Here is a 12,752-nt window from a genome sequence, read left to right as displayed (position 1 = left end):
GCCGCAAAGGGCAGGCCATCGACGTTTTCAAGAGGTGGCTATGCGAGTGCTCAGACCCATTCCTTCCCCGTCGAAACCGGGCCGCACCCGGCCGCATGCGCGTGCCGCGCGGGCCCGGGGGCAGCGCCAGCAGCGAGGCGCCGTCGTTCCCAAGGTCGCAGGCTATGCGCTGCTGGCCTTCGTGCTGTGGCTGATGGTGGCCACGCTGGTCGAGCCGCTGTTGTCCTCGCAGGCCACGCGCGCCGTGCTGCAGGCGCCGGTCGGCATCGTCACCTCGCCGATCAATGGCGTGGTGACGCAGATGGCGGTGCGCTCGGGCCACGCGGTGCTGCCCGGCACGCTGGTGGCCACCGTGCGCAACCCCACCGTCAGCCAGGAGATCCTCACCACGCTGACCACGCAGCGCCTGGGCTTGCAGAGCCAGCTCGCGCAACTGGGCAACCAGTACAAGTCCGACAACCAGGAGATGCGCGCCATCGGCCAGCAGGCGCAGGTGACCCGGCAGGCTTCGCTCGCGCAGACCTGGGACGCCTGGGAGATCGCGCAGCGCCAGCGCGACGTGGCGCACAGCATGGTCGCCGAGCAGGAGAACAAGGTGCGCACCAACGAAGCGTTGCTGAAGGAAGGCGCCATCAGCGAACAGGTGATGAACGCGGCCGAAGCCCAGTTGAGCACGGCACGCGCCGCTGCCGCGGTGGCCGAGCAAGCCTTTGCGGGGCAGGCGCAGACCGTGGTGAGCGCGGGGCAGGGCGCCTTCGTCGGCACCGGCGGCAACAGCCTGTTCCAGACGCTCGCGAGCCGGCGTGAAGCGCTGCGCAACAGCACCGACCGCGCACGCCAGGACGGCACCGCGATCTACAAGCAGCTCAGGCAGATCTCGCAGCTCGAGGAAGAAGAGCGACGCCGCGTCGAGAAGCTCGCCGCCTACGAGGTCAAGGCGACCCAGCCCGGCATGGTGCACACGGTGCTGGCGCCCGAGGGCGCGTACGTGACGGCGGGCTCTTCGCTGGTGCGCGTGACCGACTGCAGCCGCATCGGCGTCATCGCCGTCTTCCCCGCGCGGCTGGCCAAGCGCCTGAGCGTGGGCTCGAAGCTCGACGTGAAGGTGGCGGAGAACGTCGCGGTGCCGGCGCGCGTGGAGCAGCTGCTGCCCGTGGCCTCGGATGCGCTGCAGAGCACCTACAGCGTGCCGTTCCCCTATGCCGAGCAGGGCTCCATCTACGCAGTGGCGCGCATCGAGTCGGCCGAGCCGCCGAAGTCCGAGGACGGAAGCCGCCAGACCTTGTGCGTGCCGGGCAAGGTGGTGTCGGCCAGCCTGGCCAAGGCCTGAGCGCACAGCAGGTGAGAACGCCATGCCGATTCCTGTGTCGCTCGCCGCAAGGGCGCGCTGCGTCGCTGCATCGATCGCGCTGGTGGGCGCTGCGGCTGTCGCTGCGCCTTCGCCCGGTGCCACGCAGCAGGCCCTTGCGCGCGACAGCTGCGACGGGTTGCGGCGCGCCGTCGCGCACGACCAGGGCGGCGCGGCCGCGGGGCCGCTGTTCCTGACCAGCTACCGCACCACGAATGCGTCCGGCGAACCGCCGTTCGAACCTGCGCTGGCCGGTGCAGCCTTCACCTACGACAACGCGCTGGCCGGCATCGCGCTGCTCGCGTGCGGCGACCGCGCTGCCGCCCGGCGCATCGGCGATGCCGTGGTGCGTGCCGTGGCGCACGACCAGACCACGCCCGATGGCCGCGTGCGCAATGCCTACCGCGCCGGGCCGGTCACCGAGGAAAAGCCCGCGCTGCCCGGCCGCTGGGACGCCGGGCGCAAGCAGTGGATCGCCGATGCGTACCAGGTCAGCACCGCCACCGGCAACGTGGCCTGGGCCGCGCTGCTGTTGCTGAACCTGCACCAGGCCGAACCGACGCCCGCCTACCTGGCGACCGCGCGCCGGCTGCTGGCCTGGACCGAGCAGAACACGCGCGCCAGGAACGGCCCCGACGGCTACAACGGCGGGCGCCACGGCTGGGACAACGCGCAGCGCGCGCAGACCTGGAAGTCGACCGAGCACAACCTGGACATCGCCATGGCGGCGGCGTGGACCGCACGGGCGGTGCGTGCCGAGGGCCAGCCCGATGCGGCGGAGCAAAGGCAGGCGCGCACCGCGCTCGATTTCGTGGGCCGCATGTGGAACCCGTCGGAGCAGCGCTTCCACATCGGCACCAGGGAGGATGGCGCCACCGTCTCCACCGAAGGCTCCGGCCTCGATGCGCAGCTGTGGCCGTTGCTCGCGGCGCCCGAAGGCTCGTGCGCCTGGGTGCGCAGCCTCGATTGGGTCGAGAAGCACCACCGCTCCGGCGCGGGCTATGGTTTCTCGCGCGAGCCCGACGGCATCTGGACCGAAGGCAGCGCGCAGGCCGCCGCCACGCTGGTGGCCCGCAAGGGTGCGGCGCCCGAGGCGCTGTGGCAGTTGCTCGCGGCACAGCGCGCCAGCAACGGCCTGTACTACGCCACGCCGGGCACGCGCATCTCGACCGGCCTGGCCATCGGTCCGGATTCGACCGGTGCCGATTTCTTCTACTACCACTGGCCGCACCTGGGCGCGACCGCCTGGATCGCCCTGGCCGCCACGGGTTTCAACCCCTTCACCGGCAAGACCATTGCCACGGGAGCCGTTCCATCATGTCCAGCCTGATCGCCACACCGGAGTTCCAGCTCAACGCACTGGTCGCAGGGCTCGCCTTGCTCCTCATGACCTGGGCCCGCGTCGAACGCATCACGCACCGGGTGCTGTTCGGCGCGCTGACCGCGCTGCTGCTGCTGCGCTACGCCGTCTGGCGCATCGTGGCCACGATGCCGCCGTCGGACCTGGGTTTCGAAACGCTGTTCGCGTGGGTGTTCCTGTGCTTCGAGCTGATGGCCATCGTTTACACGCTGATGTCGATCCACATGCTCATGCGGCGCCGCGACAACCGCGCGCAGGCTGACCGGGGCGAGGCCGCACTGCGGGCTCGCGGTGACGACGTGCCGGCGGTCGACGTCTTCATCTGCACCTACAACGAAGAGCTGGCCGTGCTGGAGAAAACCATCATCGCCGCGCAGGCCATCGACTACCCGCGGCTGAACGTCTGGGTGCTCGACGACACGCGTCGCGACTGGCTGCGCGACTACTGCGAGCGCCGCGGCGTGCACTACGCGCGGCGGCCCGACAACACGCACGCCAAGGCCGGCAACCTCAACAACGGCCTGCGCCTGTCGGCAGGCGTGACCGATGCGCCGTTCATCCTCGTGCTCGATGCCGACTTCGCCCCGCAACGCCAGATCGTCTACCGCATGCTCGGCCTGTTCGAGGACCGCCGCGTGGGGCTGGTGCAGACGCCGCAGTTCTATTACAACGCCGACCCTATCCAGCACAACCTGCGCGCCACCGACAGCTGGGTCGACGAGCAGCGCGTGTTCTTCGACGTGCTGCAGCCCGCCAAGGACGCGGTCGATTCGGCGTTTTGCGTGGGCACCTCGTTCATCGTGCGGCGCGACGCGATCACCGAGGCGGGCGGGTTTCCGGTCGGCAGCGTGTGCGAGGACATCCACACCACCTACCTGCTGCTGCGCCAGGGCCGCATCACGCGCTGGCTCGGCGAGCGGCTGTCGAATGGGTTGTCGGCCGAGAGCATCGTCGACTACATCAACCAGCGCAGCCGCTGGTGCCTGGGCACGGTGCAGCTCGCGCTGCTGCCCGACGGGCCCTTGCTCGGCAGGGGCTACAGCCTGCCGGCGCGGCTGCACTTCGTGCACGGGCTGCTGCACTGGCTGGGCAAGCCTTTCATGGTGCTGATCCTGCTGGCGCCCGCGCTGTACTGGTATGCGGGCGTGTCGGCCTTCCATGCGACACCGCAGGCCTTTGCCGCCTACGGCCTGCCGTCGCTCATGATGTTCTGGGCCTACAGCTACTGGATCAGCCAGCGGCGCTGCCTGCCGGTGTTCAGCGAGGTGAGCCAGCTGGTGGCGGCGATGGCCGTGAGCGGCACGCTGGCGCGCGCGATGCTCAAGCCTTTCGGCCATCCGTTCAAGGTGACGGCCAAGGGGCTCGACCGCTCGCGCACGGTGGTGCACTGGAAGCTGGTGGGCGTCTTCGGCGGGCTGCTCGTGGCACTGCAGGGCGCGGCCGCCATGGCGGCCCTGAGCGGTGCAGCGCTGACGCCGGGCGACCAGCTCAATCTGGTGTGGACCGGCATCGCGCTGGTGCTGTGCCTGGGCGCGCTCATGGCCTGCGTCGACCTGCCGCGTCCACAGCAGGAAGAGCGCTTTCCCTGGCGCGCGCGGGCACGGGTGCGCACGGCCGCGGGCGAGGGCGAATCCCGCTTCGTCAACATCGCGGCCGACGGTGCGCTGCTCGAGGGCCGCGGTCCGCTGAAGCGCCTGCGCGTGGGGCAACCGCTGGAGGTGCATGTCGGGCCGGTCGGCTGGCTGCCGGCCCGGCTCGCCGCGCGCGGCAGGGCAGGGGCCGAGCTGAGCTTCGACGCCACAGAAGCGCAGCGCGAGCACCTCGTGCGCCACGTCTTCAACGTGCCGCCGAGCCACGTGGCGGTGCAGGTGCGACCCTGGCAGGCGGCTTCGGCACTCATGGCGAGTGCGGGCATTCGCGCACCGGGCGCGGGCTTCGCGCGCCTGTCGCTGCGCCTGCTGCTGGCGGTGCTGGCCGTCTGCATCGTGCTGGTGACGACGGGCTGCAACCTCACGCCGCCGCTCAAGGAACCCGACCTTGCGGTGCCCACGCAATGGCCGGCCGGCACCACGGCGCCAGACGCGCAGCCCATGGACTGGCGCAACTTCGTGCAGGACGAGGAACTGCGCGGCCTGATCGCCACGGCGCTGGACAACAACCGCGACCTGCGCGCCTATGCGGCGAAAGCGCGCGAAGGGCGCGCCACCTATGCGGGCAGCCGCGCGTCGCTGTTCCCGCAGGTGGGCCTGTCGGCGCATGGCCAGCGGGCGCAGACCACGCCGCAGGGCTCGCTCAGTCCGGTCGGCAACCTGCCGTCGGACGGGCGCGTGTCGAACAGCTTCGACATCCAGGCCGGCGTGATGTCGTACGAGCTGGACTTCTTCGGCCGCCAGCAAAGCGCCGCGCAACAAAGCGGCGCCCTCGCCGAAGCCGGCGACAAGGACCACGCGGCCGCGCGCATGAACCTGGTGGGCGAGGTGTCGAACGCCTACCTCACGCTGCGCGCCGACCGCGCCTTGCTCGCGCTGGCCATGGCCAACGAGGCCACGCTGAATGCCAACGCCGACATGATCGGGCGCGCCCGCGCGGTCGGCGGCGCGGCGCAGCTGGACGTGTACCGCGTGCAGTCGCTGCTGCAGAACGCCCGCGTGCGGCAGGAGGAATACCGCATGCGCGTCGCGCAGGACCTGCAGTGGCTCAACGTGCTGGTCGGCCGCCCCGTGCCGCCCGAGACGGGCAGCGCGCGGCCCTGGCCCGAGCGCTCCACGGCGCAGGTCGCGGCCGGGTTGCCGTCGAGCCTGCTGCAGCGCCGGCCCGACCTGCTCGCGGCCTATGCGCGCGTCGAGGCCGCGAACTCGGGCGTGGGCGCGGCCAAGGCTGCGATGCTGCCGACCATCTCGCTCACGGCACTGGCCGGCGGTGTCAGCAAGGAGCTGTCGACCCTGCTCGACAGTGGCAACAGCAGCTGGGCCGGCGTGCTGGGCGTGTCGCTGCCGATCTTCGACTGGGGACGCCGCTCCGCGAACGTGAGCGCCAGCGAAGAGCGGCTGGCTGCGGCGATGGCCTCGTACGAATCCGCGGCGCAGGTGGCGTTTCGCGAGGTGGCCCATGCGCTGATCGCCGGCGACCACCTTCAGCCGCAGCTGGAGGCGCAACAGGCGCGCGTGCTGGTGCTCGAAAAGGTGGCCGGCATCTCGCGCACGCGCTTTCGCAGCGGCATGGAAGACTACTTCTCGAGCCAGGATGCGCAGCGCGAGCTCTACACCGGGCAGCAGCAGCTCATCGAACTGCAGCTGAAGGCGGCGGTGAATTCGGTGAATCTGTACAAGGCGCTTGGCGGCGGCTGGGGCCGCGCGTAGCCGCGCGGGAGACCCGCGTCCGCGACGCAGCCCGGTGCCGGAGGAGGCTGTGCGCAGTTTTCAGGGGGCCGGCGGGGGTGGTTGGCGAGGTTCGCTGCGAGTTCGAGCGGCAGTGTGCGTCGATGAAACGACCCATTCGGTGTGGCGAAAACGCCGAGAAAAATATTTCCCCGGGTTTTTTCCCTTCGCTGCCTCTTTCGCGGGCACCGCGTTGGAGGCCACGCCAGTCAACGGTTTCGCGCGCTGCACACACGGTTTTCCACAACATTGTCCCCATCGGGGTGGGAAAACCCGTCAAGTGGATGTGCTAGGACGGCCGCAGGCCTGCAGCGGACAAAAAAATACCCGCCGAAGCGGGTATCTCGAGGAGCCCGATTGAAGGGGCGCGCTCTAAGGCAAACAGAGAGCTCTTCTTCTGCGGCCCTGTTGCGTGACAGCAAGTGCATCGTCGGCGACGGCGGCCGTGGAACATGTCAGCTGAAAAATGTCGTAACCGTAGGACAAGTTAAAAAGTGTGAAAAATTTGGCAGTTTTCGGAGCTCTAGGCGTTCGTCCACTCGCCCGAGCAGGCAGAACTGTCGGTGTTGTCTGACAACCCCACGGCGGGCGCAGCCCTAAATTTTGCGGACTCGCTTCAAGTGCGGGTTCTCTGTGCGTGACAGCAATCCAGAGATTCAACCCAGCATCCGAGCTGGGTTTTTTTTGCCCTTTTTTGCCGTTCAGCGCAGGAAGACGTGTTCCATGAACTGCCGGATCGGGTACTGGATCACCGTCTGCACGCGGGCCGGCAGTTCCAGCGGGCGCATCAGCATCTTGAGCGTGGCGCCGGGGCTCAGATTGTTGCGGATGGTGCTGTTCATGCGCGCGCTGAGCTGCTGCACATAGGCTGCATCGCCCGCCCGGTGCGGGGCGCGGGCCTTCACCACATGGCGGACGGCGCAGTCCGCGTCCTCGCTTTTCAGTTCCAGGGTGCGCCGGCCGATGGTGCCCATCACGCGCAAGCGGTTCAGCCGCTCTTGCGCGCGGTAGCGGCGGAAGAACCGGTAGAAGTGCTTGTAGTGGTTGACCTCGTCGGTCGCGATGCGCGTGGCCAGATCGCGCAGCACCGGCTCGGTGGTGCTGCGGGCCATGGCGCGGTAGTAGGTGGCGGTGCCGGTCTCGACCACGCAGCGGGCGGTCATTTCCAGGGCGCGGGTCGGGGCCAGCAGCTCGACCTTGCAGTAGGTGGCGTACTCCGCCAGAAAGCCATGGTAGGCGGTGTCCCAGTCGAACTCGGGCCACACGTGGCGCACATAGGCGCGCAGGGCCCGGCCGTGCTGCAGCTCTTCCTGCTCCCAGTGGTTCGACAGCCACTCGGTGACCTCGTCGTCGCCCCGGAAGAAATCGACCAGGTTCTGCGTGTACAGGTCGGAGCCGCTCTCGATGAAGGAGGCCGACGCCACCAGGTAGAAGAGGTTCTCGTCCGTGCGCACCTGCTCGCGTGCGATGCGGGAGAAATCGAGGTCTTCGATCTTCCAGTGTTCCGACGCCTGACCCGCCATGCGTGCTCCTTGATTCATGGTTGCCGATGAAAACAGGGAAGAAACAGGCTGCAGCCGGGGAGGGCGCGCACCGCTTCAGCCGTCCATATTAGCCCCGGCGCCCGGATCGCGCGTGCGCACGGCCCGCGGCGGGCCCGGGCACCATGCGCAAACCTATAATCGATTGTTCAAGCAAATCAAGCAGTTAGGCCGGTTCAACGCAGTGGTTTCGACGCAGGGTCGCCATCGCCAGGCCGCCCTGACAGAAGACGAAATCCAAAGATGAGCCAGCCCACATTCACGGTCGCGGACATCCGCAAGACCTTTCTCGATTTCTTCGCCTCCAAGGGCCACACCGTGGTGCCTTCGAGTTCGCTGGTGCCGGGCAACGACCCGACGCTCATGTTCACGAACTCCGGCATGGTCCAGTTCAAGGACGTGTTCCTGGGCGAAGACAAGCGCCCCTATGTGCGCGCCGCCTCGGTCCAGGCCTGCCTGCGCGCCGGCGGCAAGCACAACGACCTCGAGAACGTGGGCTACACCGCGCGCCACCACACCTTCTTCGAGATGCTGGGCAACTGGAGCTTCGGCGACTACTTCAAGCGCGACTCGCTGAAGTGGGCCTTCGAGCTGCTGACCCAGGTCTACAAGCTGCCGGCCGAAAAGCTCTGGGCCACCGTCTACATCGAGGACGACGAGGCCTACGACATCTGGACGAAAGAGATCGGCCTGCCGCCCGAGCGTGTCGTGCGCATCGGCGACAACAAGGGCGGGCGCTACATGTCCGACAACTTCTGGATGATGGCCGACACGGGCCCCTGCGGCCCGTGCTCCGAGATCTTCTACGACCACGGTCCCGAGATCGCCGGCGGCCCGCCCGGCTCGCCCGATGAGGACGGCGACCGCTACATCGAGATCTGGAACAACGTGTTCATGCAGTTCGACATGCAGCCCGACGGCTCGGTCAAGAAACTGCCCGCACCCTGCGTCGACACCGGCATGGGCCTGGAGCGCCTAGCGGCCATCCTGCAGCACGTGCACAGCAACTACGAAATCGACATCTTCGACGCGCTCATCAAGGCCGCCGGCCGCGAAACGGGCACGCAAGACCTGTCGAACAACTCGCTGCGCGTGATCGCCGACCACATCCGCGCCACCTCGTTCCTGGTGGCCGACGGCGTCATTCCGTCGAACGAAGGCCGCGGCTACGTGCAGCGGCGCATCGTGCGCCGCGCCATTCGCCACGGCTACAAGCTGGGCCAGAAGAAGCCCTTCTTCCACAAGCTGGTGCCCGACCTCGTGAAGCTCATGGGCGACGCCTACCCCAAGCTGGTGGCCGACGAGAAACGCATCATCGACACGCTGAAGGCCGAAGAAGAACGCTTCTTCGAAACGCTGGCCAACGGCATGGAAATCCTCGACGCGGCGCTGGCCGGCGATGCCAAGGTGCTGCCGGGCGACGTCGCCTTCAAGCTGCACGACACCTACGGCTTCCCGCTCGACCTGTCGGCCGACGTGTGCCGCGAGCGCGGCCTGAGCGTCGATGAAGCGGGCTTCCACGCCGCCATGGAAAAGCAGAAGGCCGCGGGCCGTGCCGCCGGCAAGTTCAAGATGGACCGCAACGTCGAATACGCCGGCGCGGGCAACACCTTCACCGGCTACGAGCACCTCGAAGAAAACGCCAAGGTCGTCGCGCTGTACCTCGAGGGCGTGGCCGTCAACGAGCTGAAGGAAGGCCAGAGCGGCATCGTGGTGCTCGACACCACGCCCTTCTATTCGGAGAGCGGCGGCCAGGTCGGCGACCAGGGCGTGCTCGTGGCCGAAGGCGTGCAGTTCGGCGTCGACGACACGCAGAAGATCAAGGCCGACGTGTTCGGCCACCACGGCACGCAGACGCAAGGCACGCTGAAGGTGGGCGACGCGGTCAAGGCCGCGGTGGACACCGCGCGCCGCGCCGCCACCATGCGCAACCACTCGGTCACCCACCTGATGCACAAGGCCTTGCGCGAAGTGCTGGGCGACCACGTGCAGCAGAAGGGCTCGCTGGTCGACGCCGACAAGACCCGCTTCGACTTCGCGCACAACGCGCCCGTCACGCGCGACCAGATCCTCGAGATCGAAAAGCGCGTCAACGCCGAGATCCTGGACAACGCGCCCACGCAGGCCCGCGTGATGGACCTCGACTCGGCCCAGAAGACCGGCGCCATGATGCTGTTCGGCGAGAAGTACGGCGAGACCGTGCGCGTGCTCGACATCGGCACCAGCCGCGAACTGTGCGGCGGCACCCACGTGGGCCGCACGGGCGACATCGGCCTGTTCAAGATCGTCAGCGAAGGCGGCGTGGCCGCCGGCGTGCGCCGCATCGAAGCCGTCACGGGCGCCAACGCGCTGTCGTACCTGCAAGACCTCGAATCGACCGTGCACAGCGTGGCCGCCACGCTCAAGTCGCCGGCCGCCGAGCTGCAGGGCCGCCTCTCGCAGGTGCTCGAGCAGGTCAAGACGCTCGAACGCGAAGTGGGCGCGCTCAAGGGCAAGCTCGCATCGTCCAAGGGCGACGAGCTCATCGCGCAGGCGGTGGACGTCAACGGCATCAAGGTGCTCGCGGCCAAGCTCGACGGCGCCGACGCCAAGACGCTGCGCGACACCATGGACAAGCTCAAGGACAAGCTAAAGACCGCCGCCATCGTGCTGGCCGCCGTCGACGGCGACAAGGTGCAGATCGCGGCCGGTGTCACGGCCGACAGCATCGGCAAGGTCAAGGCCGGCGAGCTGGTCAACTTCGTGGCCCAGCAGGTCGGCGGCAAGGGCGGCGGCAAGCCCGACATGGCCATGGCCGGCGGCACCGATGCCGCGGGCCTGCCGGCCGCGCTGCAATCGGTGCAGGCCTGGGTCGCTCAACGCGTCTGAGTTCATCTCGCTCACTTTCCACACAGCACTTCATGTCCGACGCGATCCCCGGTGAAGTGCTCGTGATGGGGGCGGGCACCATCGGTTGCTTCATCGGCGGCAGCCTGGCGGCGGCGGGCGTGCCCGTCACCTTCGTCGGCCGTCCGCGCGTGCTCGACAAGCTCGCGCGCCACGGCCTCACGCTCACCGACCTCGACGGCGCCCGGCACAAGCTGGCGGCGCCCACGCTGCGACTGTGCGAGCAGGTGCCGGTGGGTGCGCGGCCCGCGCTGGTGCTGCTGTGCGTGAAGAGCGGTGCCACCGCCGAGGCGGCGCGCGAGCTGGCCTTTGCGCTGCCTGCCGGTACCACCGTGGTCTCGCTGCAGAACGGCATCTCGAACTGCGCCGCCGCCGGGCAGGCAGGCCCCTCGCTCAACATCCGCGCTGGCATGGTCCCGTATAACGTCGCGGAAATCGACGATGGGGCTTTCCATCGCGGCACGCCCGGCCGGCTGGCCGCGGAAGACGACTCCATGCTGCGCGACTGGCTGCCCGTGTTCGAGCGCGCCGGCGTGCCGCTCGACCTGCATGAGAACCTGCTGCCGGTGCAGTGGGGCAAGCTGCTGCTCAACCTCAACAACCCGGTCAACGCGCTGTCGGGCCTGCCGCTGCGCGACGAGCTCATGCAGCGCGGCTACCGCCGTTGCTTCGCGGCGCTCATCGACGAAACGCTGGGCGTGCTGCGCGCCGGTGGCATCGTGCCCGCGCAGGTGGCGGCCGTGCCCGCGCGTCGTTTGCCCGGCCTGCTGCGCTTGCCCGACTGGCTGTTTCGCATCGTCGCGGCGCGCATGCTGCGCATCGACGCCAAGGCCCGCTCCAGCATGGCCGATGACCTGGCGCTGGGCCGCCGTACCGAGATCGACGCGCTCAGCGGCGAGGTGGTGCGGCTTGCGCAGGAGCTCGGCCTGAGCGCACCGCGCAATGCGCGCATGGTCGCGCTGCTCCAGGCCTGGCCGCAAAGCCCGAAGCGCTGGACGGCGCGCCAGCTGCAGGACGCGCTCGGCCTCTAGCCACCAGGCCCACCAGGCCCGCGCGACCCCGCACCGCGCATTTCTCCCCCGAAGGGCGGCCCGAAAAGGCCGCCCTTTTTCTTGGCGCACGCACCGCTCGTTGTAGCTTGATAGGGTTTCTACCTACTCATGAAGTTGTCTTCCTCGGTATCCTCGCGGTGTTCCATTAATAAATCGTTGTTTCTTTAGTGAAACAAACCACCGATTCCACGGACCCCCCGATGACACACACTCGCCGCCTCGCCATCGCCGCTGCCGTCTCCCTGGCCGCCGCTTGCGCTTCCGGATTTGCCTGGGCAGACACCTACCCCAGCAAGCCGATCACGCTGGTCGTTGCCTATCCGGCGGGTGGCGACACCGACGCCCTGGCGCGGCTGTACGCCGAGAAGCTCTCGGCCCGCGTCGGCCAGCCCGTGGTGGTCGACAACCGTCCCGGTGCCAGCGGCATCATCGGCAGCGCCTATGTCTCGAAGGCCGCGCCCGACGGCTACACGCTGCTGCTGGCGCCCAGCACCTTCTCGATCGCGCAGCTGGTGCTCAAGACCGGCAGCGGCTCGGGCTATGACGTGCTCAATGGCTTCACACCGATCGTTCAGACGGGCAACCTGCCGCTCTTCCTCGTGGCCAGCGGCGCCAAGGGCTACACGGGCCTGAAAGACGCGGTGGCCGCGGCCAAGGGCGGCAAGTCGCTGAGCTACGCCAGCCCGGGCAGCGGTTCGCCGATGCACATCCTGGGCGAGATGTTCGCCCGCGCCTCGGGCACCAGCCTGGCGCACGTGCCGTACAAGGGCGTCGCGCCCGCCGTCAACGACGTGCTCGGCGGCCACGTGCCGGTGACCTTCATCACGCTGGGCCCGGTGGCGCCGTACATGCCCAACGGCAAGATGGTTCCGCTGGCCGTGGCCTCGCGCGAGCGCTCGCCGCTCGCGCCCAAGGTGCCGACCTTCGCCGAGCTGGGCTACAAGGACGTCGAGCTGACCGCGTGGAACGGCCTGTGGGGCCCGCGCAACCTGCCGCCCGAAATCGTCAAGACGCTCAACGGCCACTTCAACGAGATCCTGAAGATGCCCGACATCGTCGCGCGCATGGCCGTGCTGGGCACTACGCCCGTGGGCGGCGACGCCGACGTGCTCGCCAAGACCAACGCGGCCGACTTCGCGCGCTTCGGCAAGGTCATCAAGGAACTCGGCATCCAGGCCGACTGAACCT

The 12,752-nt window shown here is 68.7% G+C and carries 7 protein-coding genes; 6 read left to right on the top strand and 1 reads right to left on the bottom strand.

Features of this window, described 5'->3' with window-relative positions:
• Window positions 1-40 precede the first annotated feature (40 nt).
• From ASD34_RS22395 to ASD34_RS22385, 3 genes are read left to right on the top strand one after another with little or no spacing between them, the layout of a single operon-like run.
• Window positions 41-1,330, top strand: a complete 1,290-nt coding sequence (locus ASD34_RS22395; RefSeq protein WP_056582213.1) for an HlyD family efflux transporter periplasmic adaptor subunit — start codon at window positions 41-43, stop codon at window positions 1,328-1,330.
• Window positions 1,331-1,352: 22 nt separating this feature from the next.
• Window positions 1,353-2,678: a hypothetical protein gene (locus ASD34_RS22390; protein ID WP_056582211.1), complete on the top strand. Its 1,326-nt coding sequence runs from the start codon at window positions 1,353-1,355 to the stop codon at window positions 2,676-2,678.
• On the top strand, window positions 2,666-6,067 hold the full coding sequence (locus ASD34_RS22385; RefSeq protein WP_056582209.1) for an efflux transporter outer membrane subunit: 3,402 nt from the start codon (window positions 2,666-2,668) through the stop codon (window positions 6,065-6,067). Before ASD34_RS22390 ends, ASD34_RS22385 begins: the two co-directional genes overlap by 13 nt.
• Window positions 6,068-6,786: 719 nt before the next feature.
• Here the strand turns inward: ASD34_RS22385 and ASD34_RS22380 are convergent.
• Window positions 6,787-7,608: a ferritin-like domain-containing protein gene (locus ASD34_RS22380; RefSeq protein WP_056582207.1), complete on the bottom strand. Its 822-nt coding sequence runs from the start codon at window positions 7,606-7,608 to the stop codon at window positions 6,787-6,789.
• Between the two features lie 261 nt (window positions 7,609-7,869).
• On the opposite strand from ASD34_RS22380, the gene alaS reads away from it, so the two are divergent.
• The 3 genes from alaS (at window position 7,870) to ASD34_RS22365 (ending at window position 12,748) form a co-directional block, all read left to right on the top strand.
• Window positions 7,870-10,494 (top strand): alanine--tRNA ligase, encoded by a 2,625-nt coding sequence (alaS, locus tag ASD34_RS22375; protein ID WP_056582204.1) that lies wholly within the window; start codon window positions 7,870-7,872, stop codon window positions 10,492-10,494.
• 32 nt (window positions 10,495-10,526) lie between these two features.
• The gene (locus ASD34_RS22370; protein WP_056582202.1) at window positions 10,527-11,543 is read left to right on the top strand and encodes a 2-dehydropantoate 2-reductase; all 1,017 of its coding nucleotides are present in this window, start codon (window positions 10,527-10,529) and stop codon (window positions 11,541-11,543) included.
• Between the two features lie 221 nt (window positions 11,544-11,764).
• Window positions 11,765-12,748: a Bug family tripartite tricarboxylate transporter substrate binding protein gene (locus ASD34_RS22365; protein ID WP_056582201.1), complete on the top strand. Its 984-nt coding sequence runs from the start codon at window positions 11,765-11,767 to the stop codon at window positions 12,746-12,748.
• Window positions 12,749-12,752: the final 4 nt, after the last annotated feature.

Source organism: Variovorax sp. Root473 (assembly GCF_001426505.1).
Taxonomy (GTDB): Bacteria; Pseudomonadota; Gammaproteobacteria; order Burkholderiales; family Burkholderiaceae_C; genus Variovorax.
This window is presented reverse-complemented; position numbering and strand designations above follow the sequence as displayed.

Bases quoted from the DNA above. Each gene is read 5' to 3' on its own strand.
- ASD34_RS22365 (WP_056582201.1), top strand. From the start codon at position 11,765: ATGACACACACTCGCCGCCTCGCCATCGCCGCTGCCGTCTCCCTGGCC.
- ASD34_RS22380 (WP_056582207.1), bottom strand. From the start codon at position 7,608: ATGGCGGGTCAGGCGTCGGAACACTGGAAGATCGAAGACCTCGATTTC.
- ASD34_RS22370 (WP_056582202.1), top strand. From the start codon at position 10,527: ATGTCCGACGCGATCCCCGGTGAAGTGCTCGTGATGGGGGCGGGCACC.
- alaS (WP_056582204.1), top strand. From the start codon at position 7,870: ATGAGCCAGCCCACATTCACGGTCGCGGACATCCGCAAGACCTTTCTC.
- ASD34_RS22395 (WP_056582213.1), top strand. From the start codon at position 41: ATGCGAGTGCTCAGACCCATTCCTTCCCCGTCGAAACCGGGCCGCACC.
- ASD34_RS22390 (WP_056582211.1), top strand. From the start codon at position 1,353: ATGCCGATTCCTGTGTCGCTCGCCGCAAGGGCGCGCTGCGTCGCTGCA.
- ASD34_RS22385 (WP_056582209.1), top strand. From the start codon at position 2,666: ATGTCCAGCCTGATCGCCACACCGGAGTTCCAGCTCAACGCACTGGTC.